Below are 26,386 nucleotides of genomic sequence, written 5' to 3'. Positions count from 1 at the left end.
GAGTTGAGTGTAAGGTTAGGTAAGTCATAAATTAATCAGCTTTAGATTGCAGTGTCTGACCCAATAATAATGATCGTAAACGGCCCATCCGCGTTGAGCAAAGGAACCTCTGCAGCGATAACAGGAGGTTTGAATGTTGTCTTTTCTGCTGGGAGTGTTGCAGCAGACAGATTACCGTTTGACCGAGAGCAGCTTTTCGGTGTTTTGCATTTCCGACTCTACGAAACGGATCGCGCACGAAAAAGAGCCGGATGGCTTGGTGGCCGTCTATACAACAAGTTTTCTGGTGAAGATCCCGGCTACATCCCGGTTTCCGGAACACATCTTCGCCAAGTGTTTGATGCAATACGCATTCAAACCCCCGACTTTGTGATAAGCGCAGGGCAATATCTATTGCGCTATGACTACGCTAAGCGCGCGTATGATCAGTTAAAGCAGGAACGTGAAGAGGAGAGAGCTTAACGCACCGCCTCAATCGGCCCTTCGGCACTCCCGCTGATGAACTGCTCCACATAGGGATCGCCCGAGGCGTCCATCTGGCCGACCGGGCCGGTCCACTGGATCACGCCTCCGTGCAGCATGGCGACGTTGTCGGCAATCGCGCGGACCGAGCTCATGTCGTGGGTGATGGTCATCGCGGTGGCGCCCATCTCGGTCACAATTTCGCGGATCAGGTCGTTGATGACGCCGGACATGATTGGGTCGAGGCCGGTGGTAGGCTCGTCGAAAAAGATGATCTCGGGCTCGGCGGCGATGGCGCGGGCGAGGCCGACGCGTTTTTGCATGCCGCCCGACAGCTCGGCCGGGAACCGGTCAGCAACGTTGGATTTCAGGCCCACGCGGCGCAGTTTCTCGATGGCGATTTCGCGGGCTTCATCAGCGGGGCGTTTCAACGAGCCGCGCAGCAGGCGGAAGGCGACGTTTTGCCAGACGGGCAGCGAGTCGAACAGCGCCGCGCCCTGAAACAGCATTCCAAAGCGGGCCAGAAACGCATCGCGGTCGCCTTTCGCGGCGTCTTTGCCGTCGACGTAGATCATGCCGCTGTCGGGTTTGATCAGGCCGAGGATACATTTCAACGCCACGGATTTGCCAGTTCCAGAACCGCCGATGATGACCATAGAGGTGCCCTTGGGGATCTCAAGGTTCATGCCTTGCAGGACGTGGTTGTCGTCAAAGGCCTTATGTACGTTCTCCATCCGGATCATAGCGAGAAGAACACCCCTGTAAGAACGAAATTGGCGGCGAGGATCAGCACGGCAGCAGCCTCGACCGAGCCCTTGGTGGCGCGGCCCACGCCCTGCGCGCCGCGGCCTGAGGACATGCCGTAATAGCAACCCATAATGGCGGCGATCACGCCGAATGCAGCACCTTTGACGAGTGACGAAACGATATCCCGCGCTTCAAGGAAATCGACGGTGTTTTTCAGATAGGCCGCCGGGTTGAAGCCCAGATTTTGCGTTGCAACGGTGTAACCGCCTGCGATCCCGATGATATCTCCGACCCCGACCAGCGCTGGAACCGTGATTAGGGCGGCCAACACGCGTGGGGCGGTGAGGTATTTCATCGGATGGGTGGACAATGTGACCAGAGCGTCGATCTGCTCGGTCACTTTCATCGTCGCAATCTCGGCGGCGATCGAAGACGTCACGCGGGCGGCGATCATCAGGCCGACCAGCACCGGGCCAAGCTCTCGCACCATGCCTATGGCGACGATCTGGGGCACCACGGCCTCGGCGTTGAAACGCGCGCCGCCTGCGTAGATCTGCAGCGCCAACGCGCCGCCGGTGAAGATGGCGGTCAGGCCGACCACGGGCAGGGACAACCAGCCGATATTCAGCAGGGCGATTCCGAACTCGCGCGGGTAAAACGGTGGTCGAAAAATGTGCGAAACCGCGTCGAGCGCGAACAGCGCGACGCGGCCAAACGCGGCGAGCATGGTCAGGATAGAACGCCCCAGCTCACCCAGCAATGAAACGGGATTCATTCCACGTAGCCCCGCGAAAAGCGACTGCCGAGCGAGGTCAGAATTTCATAGCCGATGGTGCCAGCGGCTTCGGCCAGATCATCGACGGTTTGGTGCCCGTTCAGGATACGCAGGCGATCAGGTTTATACGGCAAGTCAGTCACATCCACGGTGATCAGGTCCATCGAGATACGTCCTACCACCGGGCAGGGCTGATCACCAGCGAATGTATCGATGCCGCCCCCAATGGCGCGATGCAGCCCATCGGCATAACCGGCCGCAACGGTCGCAATCTTCGACGGGCGGCGCGCGCTCCAGCTGTTGCCGTAGCCGACGGTCTCGCCCACGGCGACGTCGCGCACTTGAATCACCGGCATATCGACGGTGACGACCGGCTTGGCCCCGGCAAAGGGCATCCCGCCGTACAGGCCAATCCCTGGGCGGCAAAAGTCAAAGTGGAATTCCGGCCCCATCAGAGTACCACCCGTCGCCGCAAGCGAGCGCGGCGCGTCGACGCCATCGGTCATCTGTTTGAACGTGTTCAACTGTTGGCGGTTCATAGGGTGTTCAGGCTCATCCCCGCAGGCCAAATGCGACATCACGACCAGCGGGTCCAGGGCAAGAGCTTCGTGCCGCAGTTCGGCCCAGTCCGCAGGCTCAAGCCCAAGGCGATTCATACCGCTGTCGAGCTGGATACCAAAGCCATGATCGGGCAGGGCCTGACGATGACGCTTGAATTGTTCGGGCGAGTTGATCAACGGCGTCAGATCATGCTGGCGCAGCAGATCCGTGTCACCCTCCATATGTCCGGAAAACACCGCAACCAGCGGGCCGGGGCCCACAGCCTCACGCACGGCCACGCCTTCCTCGGCAACGGCGACGAAGAATTTTGCAACGCCTTCCTCAGCCAGCGCAGAGGCGACTGGACCGGCACCTAACCCGTAAGCGTCAGCTTTGACCACTGCGCCGGTTTCAACCTGGGTCATTGCGTCAAGCGCCTGCCAGTTCTGGGCGAGCGCGTGCAGATTTATCGTCAGATGTGCGGTACTCATAAACGCCGTTCATCACATAGGATTGGCCCAGGTCAAGGGGGAGCACCTTAATTCTTGGCGGGTTTATGCGCCTCATAGGCCGCTTCCAGCTCGGAACGCAGGAAATCCGCAAATAATAAGGGGCTAAACTGAGGTTGGCCGGTCCCGGGTAGGGGTTCGATGATTGTGCTGACATGAGGATCAAAGAAGAACGGAACGCTATATCGTTCACGGCCCGAACGGTTGATGACCCGATGCGGCGTCGAAAGCAGGCGGCCGTTCGACATCCGGTGCAGCATATCCCCGACATTGACGACAAAAGCGTCGGGACGGGACGGAACGTCAACCCAATGCCTTGACGGTGTTTTGACCTGCAAGCCGCCCACCTGATCTTGAGCAAGCAGCGTAAGGCATCCGAAATCAGTGTGCGGGGCTGAGCCGAATAGATCATCGGGGCTGGTCTTTGCTTGCGGAGGATAGTGAAGCAGACGCAGCCAGAATGTAGGCTCATCAAAGGCGGAAAGGATCGAGAAATCCTGCGCGTCGCAAGCGATCAGCGCGATATGCATCAATCTGCGTCCAAGGGCCGACATAGCCTTAACGTAGGTTTCCAGGGTGTCGCGAAAATCCGGTAGATCAGGCCATCGGTTTGGACCCGAGAGGTAGATATCGGGATCAACGCCAGCATCCTCGCGCATCATCATGAAGCTGGCGGATTGGTTGGGTTTTGTTACATCGGCCAGTGTTGAGTTCACATCTGTCGATGTGTTGATGGCGATGTATCCGCGATGCGTGTGGTCGACTGCGATTGCCAGCTTTTGATCCAGCGGCAGCGCGTGAAACTGTTTTGAGGCTTCGAACACATCGCGCATCAGCTGCGGGTCTATTCCGTGATCTTCGATATAGCCGAAACCAGTCGTGCCGTAGGCCGAACGAAACTCGGCCGCGATTTCCTCATCAGGGCGTGCACCCAGACGAATAACGGGGATCTCTGTGAATTCAGTCATGTCTCTCTCGCTTATAGGGGGAAGATTGCAGGGACAAAAATGCCCCCGGTCTATCCCGCAAAGCGTTTGCGGCGATGCCCGAAATGACGCGCCAGAATCACGCGCCGGGGTAGGGGATTGAGACAAGCTTGCATGGCCCGATCCGTACACATCGGACCGGGCAGGTCAAGGGATCAATAGCCCTCGATTTGGCTATCCTGTTGCCAGGGTTTGACCAGATTGCCGAAGCGGGTGAACTGAGCCTCGAACGACAGCTCTACTGTGCCGATGGGGCCGTGGCGCTGCTTGCCGACGATCACCTCGGCCTTGCCATGCAGGCGCTCCATGGCCTGTTTCCATTCTTCCATCTTTTCCAGCTCGTGATCGCCGGGTTTTTCGCGTTCCTTATAGTATTCCTCGCGGAACACGAACATCACAACGTCGGCATCCTGTTCGATCGAGCCCGATTCCCGCAGGTCAGACAGCTGCGGGCGTTTGTCGTCACGGCTTTCTACCTGTCGGCTGAGCTGTGACAGTGCGATGACCGGGATATTGAGTTCCTTGGCGATGGCTTTCATGCCCATCGAAATCTCGGCGATTTCGTTGACGCGGTTGTCGGCCATTCCGCGGCAGAGCTGAAGGTAGTCGATCACCAGCAAATCCAGCCCGTGCGTCCGCTTCAGCCGCCGTGCACGGGCAGCGAGTTGCGAGATCGGCAGGGCGGGGGTGTCATCGATGAATAGCGGGCAGGCTTCCAGTTCTTTCGCGGCGTCAACGAAGCGGCGGAACTCGGCCTCGGTCATGTCGCCCTGGCGGATTTTGTGACTGGAGATCTCGGAAGCCTCGGCCAGAACCCGGCCCGCAAGCTGTTCGGCGCTCATTTCGAGTGAAAAGAACCCAACCACACCGCCGTCGATCGCACCTTCAGAGCCGTCCGGCTTGGTGCCGCGCTTGTAGGCCTTGGCCACGTTAAATGCGACGTTTGTTGCCAGCGATGTCTTACCCATCGACGGACGCCCGGCCAAAATGATCAGGTCGGACGGGTGCAGGCCACCCAATTGCTTGTCGAGATCGGCCAGACCGGTGGAAATCCCCGCCATGCCGCCACCGCGTTGGTACGCCTCGTTGGTGACGTTGACGGCTTCTGTGACCGCCTTGAGGAAGGATTGAAAACCCTGTTCGGTCTGGCCCTGCTCGGATAACTGATAAAGCTGTTGCTCGGCCTCGACGATTTGTTCTTTGGGCTCGCTGCTGACATCGACCCTCGCAGCCTTGTCTGAAATGTCCCGGCCCAGCCGGATCAGCTCGCGCCGAATGGCGAGGTCATAGATCATCTGGGCGTAGTCATGCACCGCAAAGGCACTGATTGAGGCACCGGCAAGCTTGACCAGATAGGCCGGACCACCCAGATCCTTCAGGCCCTCATCCTCGGCCATGAAAGACTTCAGCGTGACGGGTGAAGCCAGCGCATTTTTAGCGATACGGGTCGACGCGACTTCGTAGATGCGCGCATGAACCGGATCATAGAAATGCTCGGCCCCAATAATCGATGCGACCCGATCATACAGATCGTTATTCGTCAGAATCGCACCCAGAAGCTGCTGCTCGGCCTCGATGGAGTGCGGCATTGTTTCTGGGTTCTGAATCTGTGCGGCGGCCTGCTCGATACTGCTGATCTCGTTCATTGCTGTTCTCTTTGTCCCCTGGACAGAGGCCATAGCGCGGCCCTGTGAGTCGGCGCAAATTGTATGTTTTCTGGGGATATGCTGTGCATATCTCTCTGCCCCATCATATTGAAGGATGAGGCAGGGTTGCGTCAACATCTTGTGGATGAAGCGATCGACGCAGCGGTCAGTGTTTCCATTCTGAAAACAGTTTGCGCAACGTCAGCTTTTATGTGCGTCCTGCCAACCGCGCGGGTCGTTCAGGAAGGCCTCGACGCCATCAAGCGTCTCTTCGTCAAAGGCCTTTTGCGCTTTGGCTTCCGCCAAAACATCCCACCAAGTACAAAGCGAGTGCAATTTTACGCCGTGATCGCCCAGCGTTTTCTCGGTTTCGGGGAAAATACCATAATAGAAGATCACAGCCGTATGCCCACAGGTCGCACCGGTTTCGCGGATCGCGTCGACAAAGGACAGTTTTGAGCCTCCATCGGTGGTCAGGTCCTCAACCAGCAATACCCGCTCACCCTCGCTCATCGCGCCTTCGATGCGGGCGTTCCGGCCGTAGCCTTTGGGTTTCTTCCGCACGTAGGTCATTGGCAGTGCCATGCGCTCGGCCACCATTGCAGCGAAGGGAATACCTGCTGTCTCGCCACCGGCGATATTGTCAAACGCTTCGAACCCCGCGTCGCGCATCACGGTTACCGTCAGGAAGTCCATCAGGATCGAGCGGATGCGCGGGTACGAGATCAGCTTGCGGCAATCGATATAGGTCGGGCTTGGTAGACCGCTGGCCAGCGTGAAAGGTTCGCGGGAATTAAAGTGTACGGCTTTGATCTCCAGCAGCATCCGCGCGGTCAGGCGGGCGATTTCGGTGCTGTCGGGGAAGGAACTGGGGATCATGGCGCAAACCTCTGGGCTGAAAGGGTGTCGCAGGCTGATAGCCTGACCCCCGGCCCAGAGTCGAGAGGGCACGCCAAAAGAAAAGCGGACCCCCAAGAGGTCCGCTTGATGCCCTTGCGGGCAGAGCAGCCAAGGTGGGCTTGACTGCTCATTTCTCAGGCTCGCTTTCCGCAATCGGCAAGACCGTGCCTTCAATCTCGGTATCGACGTGTATGCGAGGCGAGGTAAGAAGCGCAACCACCATTGCCGTCACAAATGCGTAGGCTGCCGCGCAGTAACTGTATACAGCGCCCAGTATTCGAAATGATGCGCTGTAGACTGCAGGTATTCTTAGGTCCGAGCCAGATCAGCAAGAGCGTCTCTCAAAAGGGTCAAAGCGTGGTCCCGCGCAGCGCGACGTACGTTATCCCGTCCCTGCGCTCCGAATTCCACGGTCTCGGTTCGGGTCGGTTGACCCTGTGCAGCGAGGCCAAAGCATACGCGGCCTTCGGGTTTGTGTTCGGACCCGCCGGGGCCCGCGATGCCGGTGATCGAGACCGCCAACTGTGCCCGCGAATTCTGCAGGGCGCCATTGGCCATTTCCTGGGCGACTTCTTCTGAAACTGCTCCATATGTCTCAAGCGTATCGGCGCGCACGCCCAGCATCTCTTGCTTCGCGGTGTTGGTGTAGGTGACAAAGCCGCGCTCAACCACGGCAGAGCTGCCAGGGATGTCAGTCAGTGCAGCGGCGACCATACCGCCGGTACAGCTTTCAGCAGTGGCGATCATCATGCCCTGCGCCTTGGCGCGATCCAGCAGGTCGACAACGGTCATAGACCCATGACTCCATGTGAGATACCGGCGAGGACGATCACACCGATGGCCGCAAAGACGCCAGCGATCACATCATCCAGCATGACACCCATCGGATCTCCACGCCGGTCGGCCCAGCCAATGGGACCGGGTTTGGTAATGTCGAAGAGGCGGAACAAGAGAAAACCCGCGATCCAGCCGGGCCAGAGCGCTGTGATGTCGATCCCATGCGCCCAAGACGGGTAGGAAATCGCCCATATCGCGATGAACTGGCCCGCGACTTCATCAATGACAATTTCGGACGGGTCGTGGTCATCTTGTCCAGCTGTCATCACTCGCGTGGCCCACAGGCCCCCGAAGAAAACCGCGAGTGTTGAGATGACCAGCAAGGGGAAGCCACCCAGCGTATGCAGAACCCACGCCAGCGGCAAAGCAGCCAGCGATCCCCAGGTGCCGGGGGCAGGGCGGAGGTAACCGACGCCGCAGACGGTTCCGATTAGACGAGCCGCTGTCATGACTTCACCAGACAGGCAGTTGCGAGCGAGGCAATGCCTTCGCTGCGACCGGTAAAGCCCAGCCGTTCGGATGTGGTGGCCTTGACCGAGACCTGATCGGTGCGCAAGCCCATGATCCGTGCCATTTCGGCACGCATGGTATCGGCATGAGGGCCGATCTTGGGAAATTCGCAGACCAGTGTGCAGTCGACATTCGAGATCTCATAGCCCAACTGCCCAGCCAATTCGACTGCGTGGCGCAGGAAAATTTCACTCGCTGCACCTTTCCACTGCGGATCGGAGGGCGGAAAATGCTGTCCGATATCACCCCGCGCCAGGGCGCCATAGATCGCGTCGGTGACCGCGTGCATCCCCACATCTGCATCGGAGTGACCTTGGAGCCCACGATTGTGCGGCACCTTCACACCGCAGAGGATCACGTGATCTCCGTCACCAAAGCGGTGCACGTCGTAGCCGTTGCCCAGCCTTACATCCATATTCATACCCATTGTACGTTCGGCCCGGGCGAAATCCTCGGGCTGTGTGATTTTCAGGTTATCCGCATCGCCCGGAATAATCGCGACTTCGACTCCTGCAGCGCGCGCGACTTCTACATCATCCGCCGCACCTCCGGGATGGGCTGAATGGGCGGCGGTGATTGTGCCGTAATGAAATCCCTGCGGTGTCTGCGCAGCGTAAAGGCCGGATCGATCCTGCGTTCCTGTCACCGTCGAACCGTCGCCTGTCCAGAGCGCATCCGTGACGGCCAAGCCTGGAGCAGCTGCCGCATGCGTGTCGAGTGCTTTAAGAACATCGCCGATTATCCGAGCGCTGACGCAGGGGCGGGCAACATCGTGAATCAAAACCTTTTCAACGCTGTACGCTTCCAAAGCCTGCAACCCGTTGCGCACTGATCCGGCGCGGTCTGCACCGCCGGATGCAAGGATCAGGTTTGTCGCGCTGAATTCTTCCCAAACGGCTGTGTCCTCTTCGGCCAGCACCAAAACGACGTGATCAACCAACCCTTCGAAGCGATCAATCGTCCAATCGGCCACGCGCCGCCCAGCCAAGGCACGCCACTGTTTGGGCACTCCGCCTCCGGCGCGCTGGCCGCGCCCGGCGGCGACGATGATGGCGGCTGTGGTCATCTGAAAGGTCTCCTGATTGGGGCATTGTTTAGGGGTCGGTGAATGCAGAGGCAATCACCCGCGTCAATTTGCTTAAAAAATAAGCATATGATGATTTTGCGGGCTTGAATGCTCCCGTTTTATTGTTCATATGCCGCAATTTCGATATCAAATGCGCAACTGCTCAAGGATTAAGCACATTGGCCCTGCGTCTTGCTGAAAAGGATCTGACCCCTCCGGTGCTGTTGGCGCCAATGGCCGGAATCACCGACCGGCCTTTTAGGGACCTTGTGATGCGCTTCGGCGCGGGCATGGTTGTCAGCGAAATGGTCGCCAGCCAAGAGATGGTGCAGGCCAAACCAGGCATACGTGAACGGGCCGAGCTGTCGGCGGATGTGGAAAACACCGCAGTGCAATTGGCCGGACGCGAGGCGCATTGGATGGCCGAGGCCGCCCGGCAAGTCGCTGACCGGGGCGCGCGCGTGATCGATATCAATATGGGTTGCCCAGCAAAGAAGGTAACCAACGGCTATTCCGGTTCGGCTTTGTTGAAAACTCCGGACCATGCACTGACGCTGATCGAGGCCGTTGTGGGTGCAGTTGATGTGCCTGTTACGCTGAAAACGCGGCTAGGCTGGGATGACAATCTGCTGAACGCGCCGGATGTGGCGCGGCGTGCGCAGGACGCAGGCATCCGGATGGTCACCATCCATGGGCGTACGCGCTGTCAATTCTATAAAGGCAGGGCAGATTGGCGGGCGATCCGGGCGGTGAAACAAGCCGTCTCGATCCCTGTCATCGCAAACGGTGACATCGTCGATACCGAGGCCGCGCAAATCGCGCTGAATCAATCCGGGGCCGATGGCGTCATGATAGGTCGGGGGGCGCAGGGCAAGCCCTGGCTGCTGGCGCAGATTTGCCATGATCTCTATGGCGCTGCTTCTCCAACCATTCCCACGGGCACTGAACTGATCGAGATGGTGCGTGGCCATTATCTGGCGATGCTTGAGTTCTACGGTACCGATCTGGGCCTGCGCGTCGCACGCAAACATCTCCGTTGGTACATGGATGAGGCCGGAACACCCGCCACTTTGCGGCGGGCTGTCCTGACATCCCGCGACACCAATGAGGTGTTACGGCTTTTGGCAGATGCGCTGCGTGGCACGGCGGAGGCAGCAGCATGACCTCGGACCAGAGCATCTGGACCTCGCTTCCGGTTCCGGCGTTCATTATCGATGCCGAAGATCGGATATCGGACGTCAACTCCTCGGGTGAGGGGTTTCTGAACGCCTCCCGCAAGGCAGTGATTGGACACCCGGTCTGGGATCAACTCGCGGTTGACGCGCCGTTGGAAGAGGCGTTTCTGCGCGCGCGTCAACAAGGTACACCGCTGTTCGTGAACGATGTGGACGTTGGGTCGGGCAATCGCGCGCCGCTGCAATGTGCGCTGCAAATCGCACCGCTGATGGGGCATCCCGGTTCAATGATCATGATCATCTCGCCGCGCGAACTGGCCGGTCGGATGACCCGTGGCAACACTGTGAAATCGGCAGCGCAGTCTGCGATTGGCATGGCCGAGATGTTGGCGCATGAGATCAAGAACCCTTTGGCAGGGATCACCGGTGCGGCGCAATTGCTCAGCATGAATATTTCGCAGCAAGATCTTGAGCTCACTGACCTTATCGTTGAGGAAAGCCGCCGCATCGTGAAGTTGTTGGAGCAGGTAGAACAGTTCGGCAACCTGTCTCAACCCGATTTCAAACCGGTCAATATCCACGATGTACTGGATCGCGCGCGCCGGTCAGCGCTGTTGGGTTTTGGCGCGCATATGACGATTATCGAGGATTACGACCCCTCGCTGCCCTTGGCCTATGGGGACCCGGATCAGTTCCTGCAGGTGGTTCTGAACTTGCTCAAAAACGCTTCGGAAGCTGCTGATGGCAACGGTACAATCCGACTGCGTACCTATTTTGAGCATTCATTCCGACTGCGGCGCAGTGACGGTTCGGGTCATTCGCTGCCTCTGCAGATCGAGATTATTGATGATGGGCCGGGCCTGCCGGAAAATATTCGCAGTGATATTTTCGACCCCTTCGTGTCGGGAAAGGAGAACGGCACCGGGCTTGGGCTGGCGCTGGTCAGCAAGATCGTTTCCGACCACGACGGCTGGATTTCGGCTGAATCTGTGCCCGGACGCACTAGTTTTCGACTGTCCCTGCGGCGTGCACCGAACGACGCGTATGAAAAGGAGAGCATCTGATGGATGGCACAGTTCTGGTTGCCGATGACGACCGCACGATCCGCACGGTTCTGACACAGGCCCTGACGCGGGCGGGGTGCAAGGTTCACGCGACATCTTCGCTGACCACGCTGATGCGCTGGGTAGCCGAAGGCAAGGGCGACGTTGTGATCTCGGATGTGGTAATGCCGGATGGAAACGGGTTGGAGATGCTGCCAAAGATCGCGCAGGACCGTCCCGGTTTGCCGGTCATCGTGATCTCGGCCCAGAACACCATCATGACAGCCATTCAGGCGGCTGAGGCGGAAGCTTACGATTATCTGCCAAAGCCTTTCGATTTGCCCGATCTGATGAAGCGCACCGCGAGGGCGCTGGATCAAAAGCAGCGGGTACAGGCTGAGCCGGTGATGGCCAGCGAAGACCGACCTGATGAACTGCCGCTTGTCGGGCGCACCCCCGTGATGCAGGCGCTTTATCGTCTGGTCGCCCGGGTGATGAACACGGATCTGTCTGTGATGATTTCTGGTGAAAGTGGGACGGGTAAATCTCTGATAGCACGCGCTATTCACGATTTCTCTGACCGAAGGACACTGCCCTTTGTCACCGTGACAGCTGCCGATCTGAGCGATTTGGAAGGCCCGGCACGGGTTATGGCGCGCGTACGTGGTGGTACGCTGCTGATCGATGAAATTGCCGATATTGATGATGAGATCCAGGCCCGTATCGTGCGCATGATGGACACGCCGGGCGATCACGTGCCGCGTTTCATGGCCACAAGTCAATCAGATCTGACCGACGCAATGGAAAGTGGTCGCGTACGACAAGATCTCTATTACCGTCTCTGCGGTGCGACGATCCACGTGCCTGCGTTGCGCGAGCGGGTTGATGATATCACCTTGCTGACCGATCACTTTCTGGCGCGGGAGGAGCGGGAAAGTGGCGCGCAGCGTCGCCTCAGCCCCGAAGCGGTTGAGTTGGTGCGCCGGTATTCCTGGCCCGGCAATGTCCGACAGCTTGAAAATGCGATCCGGCGTCTTGGTCTAACCAGCCGTTCTGATGAAATCTCGCGCACCGAAGTTGAGATGGTGCTGGGTAGCCAGCCCGAGGCCGAACCAGTTCTGGGTGATGGCGAGCGTGAGAAGCTGTCATCTTCTGTTGGTCGTCACCTGCGCCGGTATTTTGATCTGCACGGAAACATCCTGCCGCCTCCCGGCCTCTATCAACGTATTCTACGCGAAGTCGAGGCACCGTTGATCGAAATCGCGCTGGATGCGACTGGTGGAAATCAGGCAAAATGTGCTGATCTCCTGGGGATTAACCGGAATACGCTGCGGAAAAAGATTACTGACCTCGATATTCAGGTGACACGCCGTCGCAAACTGATGTAATATCGCCACACAAACAGTGGCATTCGGGTTCGACCCCGGGAACGACCACGATATATGGCGGTAAGCCGCGCAAGCGGCACATCAGAATGAGGGCAGACGGTGGCAACCCGGGCACAGAACGGGCCGATCCTATCGATCAACCGGTGGCGCAAGTCCCGGAGGATGCGCAATTTCAGTACATTAGGATTGGTTATGCTGGGCCCGGTTCTGGCGCTTGCAACCTATCTCGTCATTGGCCCTTTTGATCTTGGCGCGGCGGCACCGACACTGCGGCTGATTTTGTTGGCTGATCTGGTCTACGTGCTGGTCGTAGCTGCGCTGGTGTTGGGCCAATTGTTCAGTCTGATCGCCGCGCGTCGCGCAAAATCTGCGGGCTCCCGTCTTCACCTGCGCCTGATCGGCGCTTTCACGCTGTTGGCTCTGGTACCGACGGTCACGGTGGCGATTTTCGCCGGGCTGACGGTGAATATCGGCCTTGAAGGTTGGTTCTCGGACCGTGTGCGGCAGGTGGTTGGGTCGTCACTAACTGCAGCCGAAGCTTACGAACAGGAACACCGCGAGGGCCTGACGCAGGATGCGGTTGTTCTGGCGCGTTTCCTCGATAACGCGCGATCGTTGGATTATTTTGTCTCAGACGCCGAATTGCGAGAGGTTCTGGCCCAGGGGCAGGCCCAGATACAACGCGGTTTGCGCGAGGCCTATGTGATCGATGGCAGCGCCGAAATCCGATCGCGCGGTGATCGGTCCTACCTGTTCGACTACGAGGCACCAACTCCCGAAGAGATGATCGAGGCCAATGATCAGGGCGTGGCCATCATTGCCGATTGGGAGAACAGCGAATTCCGCGCGCTTGTTCCTTTGCATGCCTATCTTGACCGGTATCTTTATGTCAGTCGCGAGGTTGATGGGCAGCTTCTGACCCTGCTTGATGAAACCAAAGAGACAGCACAGTTCTACAGCCAATTGGAAAGTGAGCGGGGCAGGGTCCTGTTCGAATTCGGCCTTCTTTATCTCGGCTTTGCTGTGATCCTGATTCTGGCCGCGATGTCGCTGGGCATGTGGTTCGCCGAACGTCTTTCTCGCCCTGTTGGACGGCTGACAACGGCGGCGCAGCGCGTTGGTGCTGGTGATCTGAGTGTTCAGGTCATCGAAGAGGCCAGCGATGACGAAATCGCGATGCTGGGCCGCTACTTCAACCAGATGACTCGTCAGTTGAAGGGGCAGCGCGACACGCTGTTGGAAAACACGCGCCATATCGAACGTCGAAGGCGGCTATTTGATTCAGTTCTAAGCTCGGTGACATCCGGTGTCGTTGGCGTTGATTCAGAGGGTTGTGTGACCTTCGTGAACCGATCCGCTGAACGTCTTCTGGGCTGGTCTGGTGGAGAGCAGAACCTGGCTATCGGCATCGCTGTTCCCGAATTTTTGCCTTTGTTCGAAGCCCTTAAGGACAGCGGGCAAGAGGCGGTCCAGGGGGAGATCAAGGTAACCCGCAAAGGCCGGTTGGAGAACTTACTGGTACGCATGGCGACACGGCGTGGCGAGGATGGAAGGCTGGAAGGCTACGTTGTAGCCTTTGATGACGTGACCGATCTGGTAAGCGCGCAGCGCATGGCGGCGTGGGGTGATGTGGCCCGTCGCATTGCGCATGAGATCAAGAATCCGCTGACACCGATCCAACTGAGCGCCGAGCGAATCAAACGCAAATTCTCGCGCAAGCTGGACGAGGACGATTGCGATAGCCTGGAATCGATGACCGACGTGATCGTGCGGCAGACCAATGATCTGCGGCGGATTGTTGACGAGTTCTCGAAATTCGCACGCATGCCCGAACCGGAACGGCGCGAAGAGAATATCGTGACGCTAGTGCGTGAGGCGGTTCTGTTGCAGCAGGCGGGTCAGCCTGATGTTCAGATCGATGCGGACTTACCTGAACAGCCCATTTTGGCGGATGTGGATTCGACCATGTTGAGCCAAGCGTTGACGAACCTGATCAAGAACGCGGGCGAGGCTATTGAAACGCTGAAAGAAAAAGGCGCACCGGACAATCTGAAACCTCAGATCAAAGTCGTAGTCTCCACTGACGATGCAGGAACGCAGATCACCATTGCGGACAATGGCATCGGTCTGCCTGAGGACAGGGCACGGCTGTTCGAACCTTATGTGACTACGCGTGACGAAGGCACAGGCCTTGGCCTGCCCATCGTAAAGAAGATCATCGAAGAACATGGCGGAGCGCTGACATTGGAAGACGCGCCCACATTCGACGGACAGGACCATTTCGGCGCAATGGCTGTCATTCGTCTACCCGGGGCCTCAGGCGGCCCGACAAATGCGCCGGAAAAACAGGCGATTAAAACAAACAAACTGAAAGCAGGCCAAAGATGAGCGACATTCTGATCGTAGATGACGAACGCGATATTCGCGAATTGGTGTCCGACATTCTGGAGGACGAAGGCTATTCCACCCGGTTGGCGGCAAACTCGGATGAGTGCATGTCGTCGATCAATGCTGAACCTCCCGGACTGTTGATCTTGGATATCTGGCTGAAAGACAGCCGAATGGACGGGATCGACATCCTGAAAGCTGTAAAACGGGACAACCCGGATGTTCCGGTGGTGATCATTTCCGGACATGGCAATATCGAGATTGCGGTGGCGGCTATCAAGCAGGGGGCTTACGACTTTATCGAAAAGCCCTTTAACATTGACCAGTTGATGGTGGTGATCCGCCGTGCGATGGAAACCTCGCGCCTGCGTCGCGAGAATGCCTCGCTGAAGCGGCAGGAAGTCAGCTGTTCAGACATGATTGGCAATTCTGCGTCGTTCCGCGCGATGCAGGGGCAGTTGGACAAGGTAACAAAGTCGAATGGCCGGGTTATGCTCAGCGGGCCGGCTGGGTCGGGCAAGGAAATTGCCGCGCGCTATATCCATGCCCATTCCAACCGGGCGAATGCCCCATTTGTGACGGTCAATTGTGCGGGGATTGAACCTGAGAGGGTTGAAGAGGTTCTGTTCGGACGAGAATCGTCTGAGCGCGGAATCGAGTCAGGCCTGCTGGAAGAGGCGCATGGCGGCGTTGTCTACTTCGACGAAGTCGCTGACATGCCGCTGGGGACGCAGTCCAAGATTCTTCGCGTGTTGGTTGATCAGCAATTCCAGCGTGTTGGTGGCTCTGACAAGGTGCGGGTTGATCTGCGGGTCATTTCCTCGACCAACCGCGATCTGGAAGAAGAGATCGCCGCCGAACGGTTCCGCGAAGAACTGTATCACCGGCTGAATGTGGTGCCGATTGCGGTTCCCTCGCTGGAGGAACGGCGAGAGGACATCCCGGTTCTGGCGCAACATTTCATCGAGATGTGCAACGATACACAGGGTCTGCCGATGCGCGAGCTGTCGGATGAGGCTATTGCTTTGCTACAAACGATGACATGGCCGGGCAATGTGCGTCAGCTGAAGAACCTGATCGAGCGGGTGCTGATCCTAGGCGACAGCACTGGCCCGATCGAGGCCCGCGAGTTGCCCAACGAAGAAGAGAAATCCGACGAGTCCGGGCGCGTGGTACTGTCTGGCGCACTGGCGACGCTGCCGCTGCGTGAGGCGCGCGAAGCGTTCGAGCGTGAATATTTGCTGACCCAGATCAATCGGTTTGGCGGCAACATAAGCCGCACGGCCAGTTTTGTCGGCATGGAACGCAGCGCCTTGCATCGCAAGCTCAAGTCGCTGGGCGTAGTGACCTCGAACAAATCCGGTGCGCGGGTGGCTCAAATTGACGAGCCCGAACCAGCCGAGTGAGTACCGCGCCGAATAAGAAGACCGTAGCCGTTTCCATCGGTTTTCCCGCCTTTGGTAAACGGTTGAAGCGGTTGCGGCGGTCGGTTGGACTTAAGCAATCCGCCCTCGCAGATCTGATTGAAGTCGACCAAACCACGATTTCCCGGTGGGAAAACGGGGGTCAAACGCCATCGCCGCATATTCAACAGTCCGTTTTTGCAGCGTTGGGGCCGGTTCGGGTGCAGGATTCTGCGCTGAAACGTCTGGTCGTTCATTCGGCAGAGTGCTTGCACCTTGTCGAAGAGGCCAGCCATATCTGCCTTGCTTATTCGGGCAGCCGGGCGCTGGATTGGAAGACCTCACAGCGCGCCTTGCTGGGCGTGTCGCTTTGGCAATTTGCAACGGATGAGATCCGACAAGCCGAAGCAGAACTGCAGAACGATGGCTGGTGGGATTTGCATTCGCCTTCACCCAAAGCGTTTCTGACTTCCGAGGCTGTGCATGATCAAATCAGGATCAGCGCCGGGCAAATCGTGTGGGAGCGGTTGTATCTGGGTGATGGCACTCCGGTCCGTCTGGTCAGCGGGCGGCGCGAAGTCACCGCATAATTTATGCGTTCCGCTGGCAGGTTAGGCGCGATAGACCGGCTGCATGAGTGACTCTTTTCGTACATTCTTGCAGGTCATGCTGATCTGGTTTGCTGGCCTCGGTGCGGCAACCCAATTTGCAAAGATTGCCGTACCATTTTCTGATGTGGGGCTGTTGTACCCGGACAACGCTGCCGTGATCGGCTGGTTGCTGTCCATTATCAGTCTAATGGGGGCTGCTTTGGGCGCGATATCCGGAGCGATCACAGCGCGTATTGGGCCAAATCGTCTATTGCTATTAGGGCTTGTGCTCGGTGGCGCGTTATCTTTGCTGCAAGCAAGCTTGCCGGTTTTTCAACTGATGCTGCTCAGCCGGGTGATCGAGGGGCTGTCCCATCTTGCGATTGTGGTGGCGGCACCGACGCTGATTGCTCAGATCACATCCGGTCGGGCGCGGTATAATTCCATGGTGCTGTGGAGTACATTCTTTGGCGTTGCATTCGCATTAAACGCTTGGGTTGGGCTGCCCATCGTCGATCGTTTCGGACTGCCCACATACTTTGCCATGCACGGGGGTCTGATGCTGCTGATCGCCGCGCTGATCTCGCTTAGCGATCTGAAAACCGACATAGGCCAGACGGAGGGTACCGGGTGGGGGCTCTCCGCCTTCCTTGATGTGCATATCAGGACCTACCGCTCACCCTTTATTTCGGCCCCGGCAATTGGCTGGTTCTTTTACACGCTGACATTTGTTTCTCTTTTAGCGATCCTGCCGGGGCGTTTACCCGAAGGGCAGGGCGCATCGATTGCGGCACTTATGCCCCTGGCAGGGTTTGTACTGTCATGGCTGCTGGTGCCCTTGCTGTTGACCGTCCTGTCCTGCGTCAGCGTCGTCAATCTGGGCTTTATGCTGGGGATCGCGACGATCATCGCATTGTTTCTGGGGGCGCCCCTTACGTTCGGAAGTATCGCCTTGTTTGCCGTGCTCGGGCTTGTACAGGGCGGCAGCTTCGCCGCTGTGCCAGAGTTAAACGATACCACCGAAGCCCAAGCTCTGAGTTATGGTGCGATGGCGCAGATGGGCAATGCCGGAAACCTGCTTGGAACCCCGGTATTGCTGGCGATATTGCTGGGCGTCGATGAGGCTGGCATGTTTGTAGCCGTCGCCGCGTTCTATAGCATCGCGATCATAGCGCATCTGCTGCTGGCGCGGCGTCGCAAATCAGCTGGCTTGTCCCGGAGTGATGATCTGAAATGACCCGTCGTCAAATTTCACGAAACAGGACGCGCTGTTCAGCGGCGGGAGCGTCGTGGTGCGCGTGGGCGTGACCCGCGATTTGACACCCTGTTTGCAAGGCGGAAGGCTGACCGGGCGATAGCCCTTTTGGGCCATGCACTGCGCCTCGACCTTGTTTCTCAGCCCCTGATTCACGTCGACGGTATAGACCCGCCCAGGCTCCCACCATCCGGGGTTGCGATAGCAGCGTCCTCGGCCATCGCAATAGGTGCGCCCAGGCCAATAGACTGGCGGGCTCTGCCGGACCTGATTGGCGACAGGGGCGTCCTTGAGGGCTTGCACCTGACAGTTCGTGGTCTCGGTCTGCATCCTCGAGACGCTCTCACCTTCGCGATAATACAAAGAAAGCGGACCACAGGCGGACAGCGTCAGCAGGCAGATCAGGGCAGGCAGAATGGTTTTCATATGCTTACTTTGGCGCAGCTTAGGAGGCATGACAATTCAATTGACCGCTTTGGGGGCATCTGTCATTCAAAGATTTCAGGCAGAAAGGCCAAGAGCATGAAGGTCATCATATGCGGTGCCGGTCAGGTCGGCTGGCAGATTGCGCGTCACCTTTCGGGCGAACTGAACGATGTGACGGTGGTCGACAACAATCCCGATCTGGTACGTCGCGCGACCGAGACGCTGGACGTGCAGGGGATCGCCGGTTTCGCCAGTTATCCGGATGTGCTGGATCGGGCAGGGGCGCGGGACGCCGATATGATCATCGCCGCGACCCATTCGGACGAGGTGAATATGGTCACCTGCCAGATGGCGCACTCGGTTTTTTCGATCCAGCGCAAGATCGCGCGTTTGCGATCAAAATCCTATCTTGAGGCGATCCACTCCGATCTGTACCGTCGTGATCATCTGCCCATCGATGTCGTAATTAGCCCCGAGCGCGAGGTTGCCGCCGCAGCGATGCGCCGTCTTTCGGCACCCTCTGCTTTCGATACCGAGATTTTCATGGACGGTAAGGCGCAGCTGCTGGGCATTCGGGTCGAGGAAGACTGCCCAATCGTCAACACACCGCTGCGACAATTGACCGACCTGTTTTCCACGCTCAGCTCGATTGTGGTTGGTGTGCGCCGCGAAGGGACGCTGTTTGCACCGGAATCCGAGGATCAGCTGTTTGTAGGCGACGAATGCTACGTCTTCACCAGCGTCAAGGACGTTGAACGTACGATGGAGGTGTTCGGCAAGGCTCAGCGTAAGCAAGATCGTGTGGTGATCGTCGGCGGCGGTAATGTCGGGTTGGAAGTGGCCCGCACACTGGAAGAGCGCGAAAGCCGGGTGCGTGCCAAGATTATCGAGCGTGACCGCAAATGCGCCGAAATCGCTGCCGAAGCATTGGAGCGGACGATTGTTCTGAACGGCGACGGCCTAGATTCATCTTTGCTGAGCGAAGCAGGGATTGAGCGCGCCGACGCGATGTTGGCGGTCACGGATGACGATCGCACCAACATGCTGGCCGCGGTACGCGCCAAGGGAGAGGGTTGTCCACTGGCCATCGCCCTGATCAACGATCCCAGCATGGTCGCTTTGATGGGACCGCTGGGGATTGACGCATATATCAACCCGCGCGCCACCACTGTCAGTTCGATCCTGCGTCACATTCGGCACGGGCGCGTGCGTCAGGTGTATTCCATTGGTGATGCCGAGGCCGAGGTAATCGAGGCCGAAGTGCTATCAACCTCGCCCATGGCCGGACAAAAGCTGCGCGACATCGATTTCCCAGAAGGCGTTCTGGTCGGCGCAGTACGCAAAGGTGACGAGGTTCTGCGCCCGACCGGCAGCCTGCGCATCGACGAGAAAGACGTGGTGGCGATCTTTGCAATGGCCAAAGACGTGCCCGAGGTTGAGCGTCTGATGCAGGTTTCAATCGATTTCTTCTGATGTTGCAGGCACGCGGACAGCAACGGATCGGAGTATTGCGGCGATTGCCGCTGCTGCTGATGATCTGGGGTATCGTGTCGCTGGCAATGTGGATACCCGCAGTTTATGCGCTGGCGCTGGATGATCACGCCACCTCACGGTCATTCTTCTATTCCGGATTGCTGGGTGTTTTTGCGGTGTCGATCATAGCTCTGGCCATGTCGAACCGACGACCACGGCGGGGAACGCTTGGCCAATTGGCGGTTCTGCTGGCCGCCTTTACCGTACTGCCGATATTTCTTGCTATTCCGTTTCATGATGCGCTGGGGACAACCAGCTTCCTGAACGCCTATTTCGATATGGTCAGCGCGCTGACCACAACCGGCGCTGATCTGTTCCCCGATCCCGCACGCCTTTCGGCGCCGTTGCACTTATGGCGCGCGTTGGTCGGTTGGATGGGCGGATTGCTGATGTGGATCTCGGCGGCCGCGATTCTGGCACCCTTGTCGTTGGGCGGTTTCGAAGTCACAGCCCGGGGGCAACCAGGGCGTCCCGTCTCGGGCGTGGCACAGAGCGAGAAGTCCGATCCACGCGGCCATCTGATCCGCGTGTCGCGCACATTGGCACCCGTCTATGCGGGTTTGACAGCTGTGATCTGGATCCTGCTGTTGATCGCAGGTGAGCAAGGGCTTACTGCCGTGAGCCACGCGATGTCAGTGATTGCGACTTCCGGCATATCACCCGTCGGTGGATTGGAAGGATCGACCGCAGGAATCACTGGCGAGGCGATCCTGTTCCTGTTCCTGTTCTTTGCCCTGTCGCGGCTGACCTTTTCGACCGATACAGCGACCTCAGGGTATTCGCGGCTGGACAAAGACCCAGAATTTCGGATTGGCATCTTCATCGTGCTGGCGGTCGCTGTGCTGCTGTTCATCCGGTTTTTGGCTGGAACGGCCGAACTGAACATTGCTGTAGAAGTGCGGCAAGCACTTGGCGTTTTTTGGGGGTTCATGTTTACGGCGATGTCGTTTCTGACCACGGCCGGATTTGAAAGCGCCAACTGGAACGACGCGCAGCAATTGTCGGGCTTGAGCACACCGGGCCTGATTCTGATGGGGCTAGCCCTGGTCGGAGGAGGCGTGGCGACGACTGCGGGTGGGGTAAAGCTGTTGCGGGTTTTTGCGCTCTATCTGAATGGCAAGCGCGAGATTGATCGACTGATCTATCCTTCTTCGGTCAGCGGAGAGGGTGGCGGCAACCGCCGCATTCAAAGCGACGGTGCCTTCATCGCCTGGATCTTCCTGATGATGTTCGCCCTGACGTTGGCCTTGTTCGATTTGTTGCTGGCCGTCATGGGCGTAGGTTTTGAACAGGCCATGCTGCTTAGCGTTGCTGCACTCAGCACCACGGGGCCGTTGATAGAATTGGCAACGGATGTGCCCATACGTCTGATTGATCTTTCCAGCGGGGCCAAGTTGACGGTCTGCGCGGCGATGGTGATCGGGCGGTTGGAAACTCTGGCGATCGTGGCACTGATTACGCCAACGCTGTGGCGCGATTGACCCTGCGTCAGGCACCTGGTGTTACTGCCTGATTTTTCATCTGGAATATCTGTGCGCGGCACTCCATACTCTGCCGGAGGGAGCGCGTTGGTCCGCAGCGCGTAGCAAGAACAATGGCGAGATAACAAAATATGGCTTCGGACAGACAGAATCTGCAGGACGCGTTCCTGAACAATGTACGGAAAGCAAAGGTCCCGGTCACAATATTCCTGATCAACGGTGTGAAATTGCAGGGTGTAATCACCTGGTTCGATAACTTCTGCGTGCTGCTGCGCCGCGACGGACAGTCGCAGTTGGTGTACAAGCATGCGATTTCGACCATCATGCCGTCACAGCCGATCAACCTTTATGAGGGCGAAGACGCCTCTTGATGGAACATGAGAGGGCGCGCACCCGGGCTTGGGTGCTGCATCCCGAAATCAAATCAGATGAACAGCGCCGTGTGCCCGAACCAGCGCTGGAAGAGGCGGTGGCACTAGCTGCCGCTTTGCCCGATCTGGATGTGGTCGGTTCCGAAATAGTGCGCCTACCGCGCGCGCAGGCTGGTTTTCTGTTCGGCAGCGGCAAGATCGAGGAACTGGCCGAACGCCTCCACGACAATGAGATCGAGCTGGTTCTGATCGACGGGCCAGTGACTCCGGTTCAGCAGCGCAATCTGGAAAAAGCGTGGAAGGTCAAAATCCTCGACCGGACCGGTTTGATTCTGGAAATATTCAGCGACCGTGCGCGTACCCGTGAAGGTGTGCTGCAAGTTGAGATGGCCGCGCTTAGCTATCAGCGTACGCGACTGGTTCGGGCCTGGACCCACCTGGAACGTCAGCGCGGTGGCCTTGGGTTTGTGGGTGGTCCCGGTGAAACTCAGATCGAGGCCGACCGGCGTGCCATTGATGAACAACTGGTCCGCCTGCGCCGCCAATTGCAAAAAGTGGTGAAGACCCGCACCTTACACCGCGCAGCGCGCGCGAAGGTTCCATACCCGATTGTTGCACTTGTTGGCTATACAAACGCCGGGAAATCCACGCTGTTCAACAGCCTAACCGGGGCCGAGGTGATGGCAAAAGACATGCTGTTCGCCACGTTGGACCCAACCATGCGACGGGTTGAGCTGCCGGATGGCCCCGAGGTGATCCTGTCCGATACCGTGGGTTTCATCTCGAACCTGCCTACGGAACTGGTTGCGGCCTTCCGCGCCACGCTGGAAGAGGTTCTGGGGGCTGATCTGGTCGTGCATGTCCGCGATATCAGCCACGAAGAAACCGAAGCACAGGCACGGGATGTCGAGGCTATCCTGAACTCTCTGGGTGTCGAGGACAGTCGCCCCCGGTTGGAGGTTTGGAACAAGATCGATCTGCTGAGCCCGGAAGACCGCGAAGCCGCGCTTGCCCGGGCCGAGCGTGATCCGGCGATCTTTGCCATATCGGCCGTAACGGGCGAAGGTGTTGATCCGCTGCTGTCTGAAATCGCCACGATCCTGCAGGGCGCGCGGCATGAGACTATCCTGAAACTGGGCTTTGCCGATGGTGACAAACGCGCGTGGCTCTATCGTCAGGATGTGGTCAGGTCTGAAGATCAGACCGAAGAGGGGTTCGAGATCACGGTGCTCTGGACTGACAAGCAGGCGTCCCGCTTCGCGGCGTTCTAGGTACCGTCTATCTGACGCTGGTAATCCTCTGCATCGAACCACCCAAGCGAAGATAGCACCTTGTTGTCCTTTGAAAGCTCCCACTCTTCCCAGCCGCGTGTAACGACACGGTTGCCGGTCTCGGCGTGATGGCCTTCGAGGGTCCAGACAAAAATGGCATGCCCTCCGGCCCAACGCATCATATCGCAACGCACCTCAAGATCGGGGAATTCTGCATAGAACCCGCGGGCCATTTCGGCGATTTCGGCATGGCCACGCAGGGGCTCACCGCGATTAATGCTGATCTGACCTTCGGGGGCGAAAAAACTGGCGACCAAGTCGGGATCGCCCGAGCTCCAGGCGATCGCATAATCGCGTGCGAGATTGTTTAAGGTGTCTCGAAAGCTGCCCATGCATTTTCCCCCTTCGTGCAATGCGACGGCCAGACGAGTTTAGGCGATAACGAAGGGGCGCGCCACGCGAGGTTCAAAAAGGGGCGGGGATTTGCCGATCAGATCAGCGCGGGTTCAGGACGGTCACACCAACTGCCGCTGCTCGGGCAAGCCCGATATCCAGCGACATGGGGATGTATTCCCCGCGCCGCCATAGTTGGGCCTGATCGTCATAATAGCGAGATAAGAAATGGCCTGACTGGCCAGTTGCGGTGATGAAAACCGAACTATCGGGGTCCGCAAAATCGTAGACGCCACGATAACCTGCGCCATGCACATTCTGGAACGGGTCCGGTCCTTCGCCTGACGTGCGCCCGCGCAGCAGGGTGTTATCGCCACCGCTGGTGGATTGGCGGATGTTGACGAAAAACCGCAGCACCGGAACCTGGCCCAGCGCAGGGTGGTCCTGGGTGGCCTGATGCGCATCGCCCCAGCGTAAAGATTCGAGTGCGGGGCCATAGCGCTCGGAAATCCAAATGATCGCGTCATCCAGGGCCAGTCGTGCCATGTCGGTGCAGTTTTCAACGGGCGCGCTCTGAACCACGTCGCACCAGACCGAGGCACCGTCGATATCGCGATACACCCGTTCGATAAACAGCGGCTCGACATGCTTGTATTCGGCAGCCAGCGGGCCAAGTTCGTCCGAGATCAGGCGGATTTGCAGCGCGCGCAACCATGCGGCGTAGATCAGGGGTTCCGGCAGATGCTCGTTCATCTCACCGTTCCAGTTGGCCAGCAGATCCAGCGCGATCTGACGCTGCCGTTCGGGCGTGCCATCGGGTGCCGACTCACCGGTAAACCAGAGGTCGGCGCCGATCAGAGGAAGCAGTGATCGCGCTGTAAAGCTAACCGTGTCCAACTGCGCTTCGATAAAACTGTCACGCGTATGTACCTCGCGCGATTGCATCAGGCGTTCCCAGCGATTGACCCGCTGGGTGTCGCCCCACTCGTACGACACATGGCGCGGGAAGGGCCGGTCGATAATCTTGTTGTTTGTGTTACCCAGAACTCCACCGACTGGGGCCACGAATTCAGGATTGTCTGAATAGGGCAGGCGGCCCTGCCAACGGTTCCGTTCCAGCCAGCCGGGGGTGGGAATGCGGCCTCGGCTTTGATTGTTCAGATCGCGCCGGGGCATTGCGCCGACCAGTTTCATGCCGATCGTGTCTTTATCGACAAGTGACAAGTTTTGCGAAGGGGCAATATAGTCCTCGGCCGCGTCAATGGCGTCTCGAACTGAATCGGCATTCATCAGCGCCAAAGAGGCGCTCATGGATGTATCGCGGGGGCTTAGCGCGCTCCACGACAGAGACGCGACATGGCCCGGTGGTGTGATGGTTTCCAGATCATAATGCGTGCCCGGCAGAACCGGGCCATTCTCGGTCCAGCGCAGGGTCAGGGTAATTGGGGCGGCGTCTTTGATCTCGATAATCGAAGGGCGGGTCTGAAAGCGTTTGTAGCCGTCTGGGGTAAGGTATTCTTCGGGATTGTCGGGGTTCAGTTGTTCGATGTGAACGTCCTGATCGTCCAGATAGGATGAGGTAAGGCCCCAGCCCAAGCGCTCACTCCGTCCGGCTGAGATTGCCGGTACGCCTGGAATGGTTGCACCGATAACGCCGCCTTTGGCCAGTTCCAGCCGCGCCAGATACCAGATACCCGGGGCGGTGAGGCCCAGATGCGGATCGTTTGCCAGCAACGTGCCACCGCTGGCCGAGCGGGACGGCGCGGCGGTCCACGCATTTGACGCACCTGCCAGCCCGCGCTGCGGGAAAGGCGACAGCGGCGTGTCGGGCATCGGGGTGCCTTGGGCATAGCGCGGAAGGTCTGGAAACAGATCAGCATACTCGGGCAGCGCGGCAATACCGGGGCCGGGGACGTCGGGCAGAATGTCGGCCAGCCGTGCGGGATTATCCAGCATCAGCGATGTGCGTGCGCGCAACACTTCATCAGCAAGATGGCCGGAAAGCTGCAGGCTCATCAGCTTGATAATCGCTACGCTGTCGCCCGGCTGCCATGGGGGAACGGGGGCGTTGAACAGGAACATCTCGGGGGCGCCACGTCCAAGCGCCTGTTCGTTGATCTCGGTAAGCCGGGCGTTGATCCCTGCGGAATAAGCGCGAAGCGCGGCCTTGGTATAGTCGTCCTGAAACTCGACTGAGCGATGGGCGAGCCCGTAAAGATCGAAACGACGCAGTAATTTGTCGATGGCTACCGTGCGCTGGCCGAACACTTCGGACAAGCGGCCCTGTGCGGTCCGACGCAGAATGGTCATCTGCCACAGCCTGTCTTGTGCATGGGCATAGCCCAGACCAAAGAACACGTCCGGGTCGGACTGGCCCAGTATATGCGGCACATTTGCAGTGTCGCGAACGATCTCGACAGGGGCAGTTATTCCTTCAACTTCAAGGGTTTGATTGTATTCAGGCAGGGATTGGCTGGCCAGAAAGTAGACCAACCCCACAGCAGCGATTGCCAGCAGGATCAGGCCTGTCGTAAGTCTCACCAGCCAGCGAAAAACCAGGCCCATCTGTCCCCCGAGAATTCTATGCGGTCATTTGCGCCAAGGTTACTGGAACCTCCGCCCGACCGAAAGAGGAATGCCACTGGAATTTGTGGAAAACCGCGAAAACTCGGAGCCCCGCCACAAGATGTA

General features: G+C 58.4%; 24 protein-coding genes. 12 read left to right on the top strand and 12 right to left on the bottom strand.

Going from position 1 to position 26,386, the window contains the following annotated elements; all coding sequences use genetic code 11:
• Positions 1 to 69 precede the first annotated feature (69 nt).
• Positions 70 to 462 (top strand): hypothetical protein, encoded by a 393-nt coding sequence (locus ACR0CZ_RS12015; protein ID WP_170396827.1) that lies wholly within the window; start codon positions 70 to 72, stop codon positions 460 to 462.
• On the opposite strand, the gene ACR0CZ_RS12010 is transcribed toward ACR0CZ_RS12015, so the two are convergent.
• The 9 genes from ACR0CZ_RS12010 to ACR0CZ_RS11970 form a co-directional block, all read right to left on the bottom strand.
• Positions 459 to 1,205, bottom strand: a complete 747-nt coding sequence (locus tag ACR0CZ_RS12010) for an ATP-binding cassette domain-containing protein (protein WP_170396829.1) — start codon at positions 1,203 to 1,205, stop codon at positions 459 to 461. The genes ACR0CZ_RS12015 and ACR0CZ_RS12010 overlap by 4 nt on opposite strands.
• Positions 1,202 to 1,984 carry an MlaE family ABC transporter permease gene (locus tag ACR0CZ_RS12005; protein WP_170396831.1) on the bottom strand — a complete coding sequence of 261 codons (783 nt, stop codon included), beginning with the start codon at positions 1,982 to 1,984 and terminating at the stop codon, positions 1,202 to 1,204. Before ACR0CZ_RS12005 ends, ACR0CZ_RS12010 begins: the two co-directional genes overlap by 4 nt.
• Entirely contained in the window at positions 1,981 to 3,015 is a 1,035-nt protein-coding gene (gene alr, locus ACR0CZ_RS12000; protein ID WP_170396833.1) for an alanine racemase, read from the bottom strand. The genes ACR0CZ_RS12005 and alr overlap by 4 nt, the downstream gene beginning before the upstream one ends.
• 47 nt (positions 3,016 to 3,062) lie before the next feature.
• A complete protein-coding gene (locus tag ACR0CZ_RS11995; RefSeq protein WP_170396835.1) occupies positions 3,063 to 4,001 on the bottom strand; it encodes an isopenicillin N synthase family oxygenase in 939 nt (312 codons plus the stop codon).
• Positions 4,002 to 4,174: 173 nt separating this feature from the next.
• Positions 4,175 to 5,665 (bottom strand): replicative DNA helicase, encoded by a 1,491-nt coding sequence (locus tag ACR0CZ_RS11990; RefSeq protein WP_170396837.1) that lies wholly within the window; start codon positions 5,663 to 5,665, stop codon positions 4,175 to 4,177.
• Between the two features lie 201 nt (positions 5,666 to 5,866).
• On the bottom strand, positions 5,867 to 6,544 hold the full coding sequence (locus ACR0CZ_RS11985) for an orotate phosphoribosyltransferase (protein ID WP_170396839.1): 678 nt from the start codon (positions 6,542 to 6,544) through the stop codon (positions 5,867 to 5,869).
• Positions 6,545 to 6,874: 330 nt separating this feature from the next.
• Complete coding sequence (locus ACR0CZ_RS11980; RefSeq protein WP_170396841.1) at positions 6,875 to 7,357, bottom strand: CinA family protein; 483 nt, start codon at positions 7,355 to 7,357, stop codon at positions 6,875 to 6,877.
• Positions 7,354 to 7,851, bottom strand: a complete 498-nt coding sequence (locus ACR0CZ_RS11975; protein WP_170396843.1) for a phosphatidylglycerophosphatase A family protein — start codon at positions 7,849 to 7,851, stop codon at positions 7,354 to 7,356. Before ACR0CZ_RS11975 ends, ACR0CZ_RS11980 begins: the two co-directional genes overlap by 4 nt.
• Entirely contained in the window at positions 7,848 to 8,978 is a 1,131-nt protein-coding gene (locus ACR0CZ_RS11970; protein WP_170396845.1) for a bifunctional 2-C-methyl-D-erythritol 4-phosphate cytidylyltransferase/2-C-methyl-D-erythritol 2,4-cyclodiphosphate synthase, read from the bottom strand. Before ACR0CZ_RS11970 ends, ACR0CZ_RS11975 begins: the two co-directional genes overlap by 4 nt.
• A 233-nt stretch (positions 8,979 to 9,211) precedes the next feature.
• On the opposite strand from ACR0CZ_RS11970, the gene dusB reads away from it, so the two are divergent.
• From dusB to ACR0CZ_RS11935, 7 genes are all read left to right on the top strand, one after another.
• Positions 9,212 to 10,141: a tRNA dihydrouridine synthase DusB gene (dusB, locus tag ACR0CZ_RS11965; RefSeq protein ID WP_480536971.1), complete on the top strand. Its 930-nt coding sequence runs from the start codon at positions 9,212 to 9,214 to the stop codon at positions 10,139 to 10,141.
• Positions 10,138 to 11,217 carry a two-component system sensor histidine kinase NtrB gene (locus ACR0CZ_RS11960; protein WP_170396849.1) on the top strand — a complete coding sequence of 360 codons (1,080 nt, stop codon included), beginning with the start codon at positions 10,138 to 10,140 and terminating at the stop codon, positions 11,215 to 11,217. The genes dusB and ACR0CZ_RS11960 overlap by 4 nt, the downstream gene beginning before the upstream one ends.
• Positions 11,217 to 12,584: a sigma-54-dependent transcriptional regulator gene (locus ACR0CZ_RS11955; RefSeq protein ID WP_170396851.1), complete on the top strand. Its 1,368-nt coding sequence runs from the start codon at positions 11,217 to 11,219 to the stop codon at positions 12,582 to 12,584. The genes ACR0CZ_RS11960 and ACR0CZ_RS11955 overlap by 1 nt, the downstream gene beginning before the upstream one ends.
• A 162-nt stretch (positions 12,585 to 12,746) precedes the next feature.
• Positions 12,747 to 14,972, top strand: coding sequence for a sensor histidine kinase NtrY-like (locus ACR0CZ_RS11950; protein ID WP_480453723.1), 2,226 nt, complete (start codon positions 12,747 to 12,749; stop codon positions 14,970 to 14,972).
• A complete protein-coding gene (gene ntrX / locus ACR0CZ_RS11945; protein ID WP_170396856.1) occupies positions 14,969 to 16,378 on the top strand; it encodes a nitrogen assimilation response regulator NtrX in 1,410 nt (469 codons plus the stop codon). The genes ACR0CZ_RS11950 and ntrX overlap by 4 nt, the downstream gene beginning before the upstream one ends.
• Entirely contained in the window at positions 16,375 to 16,965 is a 591-nt protein-coding gene (locus tag ACR0CZ_RS11940; protein WP_170465307.1) for a helix-turn-helix domain-containing protein, read from the top strand. Before ntrX ends, ACR0CZ_RS11940 begins: the two co-directional genes overlap by 4 nt.
• Positions 16,966 to 17,008: 43 nt before the next feature.
• The gene (locus ACR0CZ_RS11935) at positions 17,009 to 18,202 is read left to right on the top strand and encodes an MFS transporter (RefSeq protein ID WP_170465308.1); all 1,194 of its coding nucleotides are present in this window, start codon (positions 17,009 to 17,011) and stop codon (positions 18,200 to 18,202) included.
• On the opposite strand, the gene ACR0CZ_RS11930 is transcribed toward ACR0CZ_RS11935, so the two are convergent.
• Positions 18,167 to 18,646 carry a hypothetical protein gene (locus ACR0CZ_RS11930; RefSeq protein ID WP_170396863.1) on the bottom strand — a complete coding sequence of 160 codons (480 nt, stop codon included), beginning with the start codon at positions 18,644 to 18,646 and terminating at the stop codon, positions 18,167 to 18,169. The genes ACR0CZ_RS11935 and ACR0CZ_RS11930 overlap by 36 nt on opposite strands.
• A 96-nt stretch (positions 18,647 to 18,742) precedes the next feature.
• Here ACR0CZ_RS11930 and trkA point away from each other — a divergent pair, with 96 nt between their 5' ends.
• The 4 genes from trkA to hflX all read left to right on the top strand — a co-directional run bounded on the left by trkA (position 18,743) and on the right by hflX (position 23,302).
• Positions 18,743 to 20,119, top strand: a complete 1,377-nt coding sequence (gene trkA, locus ACR0CZ_RS11925) for a Trk system potassium transporter TrkA (protein ID WP_170396865.1) — start codon at positions 18,743 to 18,745, stop codon at positions 20,117 to 20,119.
• A complete protein-coding gene (locus ACR0CZ_RS11920) occupies positions 20,119 to 21,660 on the top strand; it encodes a TrkH family potassium uptake protein (RefSeq protein ID WP_170396867.1) in 1,542 nt (513 codons plus the stop codon). The genes trkA and ACR0CZ_RS11920 overlap by 1 nt, the downstream gene beginning before the upstream one ends.
• A gap of 131 nt (positions 21,661 to 21,791) precedes the next feature.
• On the top strand, positions 21,792 to 22,031 hold the full coding sequence (gene hfq, locus ACR0CZ_RS11915; RefSeq protein WP_005982826.1) for an RNA chaperone Hfq: 240 nt from the start codon (positions 21,792 to 21,794) through the stop codon (positions 22,029 to 22,031).
• Positions 22,031 to 23,302: a GTPase HflX gene (hflX, locus tag ACR0CZ_RS11910; RefSeq protein WP_170396869.1), complete on the top strand. Its 1,272-nt coding sequence runs from the start codon at positions 22,031 to 22,033 to the stop codon at positions 23,300 to 23,302. Before hfq ends, hflX begins: the two co-directional genes overlap by 1 nt.
• On the opposite strand, the gene ACR0CZ_RS11905 is transcribed toward hflX, so the two are convergent.
• Both ACR0CZ_RS11905 and ACR0CZ_RS11900 read right to left on the bottom strand, forming a co-directional pair.
• Positions 23,299 to 23,694: a nuclear transport factor 2 family protein gene (locus ACR0CZ_RS11905; RefSeq protein ID WP_170396870.1), complete on the bottom strand. Its 396-nt coding sequence runs from the start codon at positions 23,692 to 23,694 to the stop codon at positions 23,299 to 23,301. The genes hflX and ACR0CZ_RS11905 overlap by 4 nt on opposite strands.
• Before the next feature lie 103 nt (positions 23,695 to 23,797).
• The gene (locus tag ACR0CZ_RS11900; protein ID WP_170396872.1) at positions 23,798 to 26,260 is read right to left on the bottom strand and encodes a penicillin acylase family protein; all 2,463 of its coding nucleotides are present in this window, start codon (positions 26,258 to 26,260) and stop codon (positions 23,798 to 23,800) included.
• Positions 26,261 to 26,386: the final 126 nt, after the last annotated feature.

Source organism: Ruegeria sp. H9 (assembly GCF_056532915.1).
The sequence above is the reverse complement of the archived record's forward strand: the minus strand, read 5'-3'. Positions and strand labels throughout refer to the sequence as shown.

What these genes read in the sequence shown, in the direction of transcription:
- ACR0CZ_RS12015 (WP_170396827.1), top strand. Translation starts at nt 70, where the DNA reads ATGATCGTAAACGGCCCATCCGCGTTGAGCAAAGGAACCTCTGCAGCG.
- ACR0CZ_RS12010 (WP_170396829.1), bottom strand. Translation starts at nt 1,205, where the DNA reads ATGATCCGGATGGAGAACGTACATAAGGCCTTTGACGACAACCACGTC.
- ACR0CZ_RS12005 (WP_170396831.1), bottom strand. Translation starts at nt 1,984, where the DNA reads ATGAATCCCGTTTCATTGCTGGGTGAGCTGGGGCGTTCTATCCTGACC.
- alr (WP_170396833.1), bottom strand. Translation starts at nt 3,015, where the DNA reads ATGAGTACCGCACATCTGACGATAAATCTGCACGCGCTCGCCCAGAAC.
- ACR0CZ_RS11995 (WP_170396835.1), bottom strand. Translation starts at nt 4,001, where the DNA reads ATGACTGAATTCACAGAGATCCCCGTTATTCGTCTGGGTGCACGCCCT.
- ACR0CZ_RS11990 (WP_170396837.1), bottom strand. Translation starts at nt 5,665, where the DNA reads ATGAACGAGATCAGCAGTATCGAGCAGGCCGCCGCACAGATTCAGAAC.
- ACR0CZ_RS11985 (WP_170396839.1), bottom strand. Translation starts at nt 6,544, where the DNA reads ATGATCCCCAGTTCCTTCCCCGACAGCACCGAAATCGCCCGCCTGACC.
- ACR0CZ_RS11980 (WP_170396841.1), bottom strand. Translation starts at nt 7,357, where the DNA reads ATGACCGTTGTCGACCTGCTGGATCGCGCCAAGGCGCAGGGCATGATG.
- ACR0CZ_RS11975 (WP_170396843.1), bottom strand. Translation starts at nt 7,851, where the DNA reads ATGACAGCGGCTCGTCTAATCGGAACCGTCTGCGGCGTCGGTTACCTC.
- ACR0CZ_RS11970 (WP_170396845.1), bottom strand. Translation starts at nt 8,978, where the DNA reads ATGACCACAGCCGCCATCATCGTCGCCGCCGGGCGCGGCCAGCGCGCC.
- dusB (WP_480536971.1), top strand. Translation starts at nt 9,212, where the DNA reads ATGGCCGGAATCACCGACCGGCCTTTTAGGGACCTTGTGATGCGCTTC.
- ACR0CZ_RS11960 (WP_170396849.1), top strand. Translation starts at nt 10,138, where the DNA reads ATGACCTCGGACCAGAGCATCTGGACCTCGCTTCCGGTTCCGGCGTTC.
- ACR0CZ_RS11955 (WP_170396851.1), top strand. Translation starts at nt 11,217, where the DNA reads ATGGATGGCACAGTTCTGGTTGCCGATGACGACCGCACGATCCGCACG.
- ACR0CZ_RS11950 (WP_480453723.1), top strand. Translation starts at nt 12,747, where the DNA reads ATGCGCAATTTCAGTACATTAGGATTGGTTATGCTGGGCCCGGTTCTG.
- ntrX (WP_170396856.1), top strand. Translation starts at nt 14,969, where the DNA reads ATGAGCGACATTCTGATCGTAGATGACGAACGCGATATTCGCGAATTG.
- ACR0CZ_RS11935 (WP_170465308.1), top strand. Translation starts at nt 17,009, where the DNA reads ATGAGTGACTCTTTTCGTACATTCTTGCAGGTCATGCTGATCTGGTTT.
- ACR0CZ_RS11930 (WP_170396863.1), bottom strand. Translation starts at nt 18,646, where the DNA reads ATGAAAACCATTCTGCCTGCCCTGATCTGCCTGCTGACGCTGTCCGCC.
- trkA (WP_170396865.1), top strand. Translation starts at nt 18,743, where the DNA reads ATGAAGGTCATCATATGCGGTGCCGGTCAGGTCGGCTGGCAGATTGCG.
- ACR0CZ_RS11920 (WP_170396867.1), top strand. Translation starts at nt 20,119, where the DNA reads ATGTTGCAGGCACGCGGACAGCAACGGATCGGAGTATTGCGGCGATTG.
- hfq (WP_005982826.1), top strand. Translation starts at nt 21,792, where the DNA reads ATGGCTTCGGACAGACAGAATCTGCAGGACGCGTTCCTGAACAATGTA.
- hflX (WP_170396869.1), top strand. Translation starts at nt 22,031, where the DNA reads ATGGAACATGAGAGGGCGCGCACCCGGGCTTGGGTGCTGCATCCCGAA.
- ACR0CZ_RS11905 (WP_170396870.1), bottom strand. Translation starts at nt 23,694, where the DNA reads ATGGGCAGCTTTCGAGACACCTTAAACAATCTCGCACGCGATTATGCG.
- ACR0CZ_RS11900 (WP_170396872.1), bottom strand. Translation starts at nt 26,260, where the DNA reads ATGGGCCTGGTTTTTCGCTGGCTGGTGAGACTTACGACAGGCCTGATC.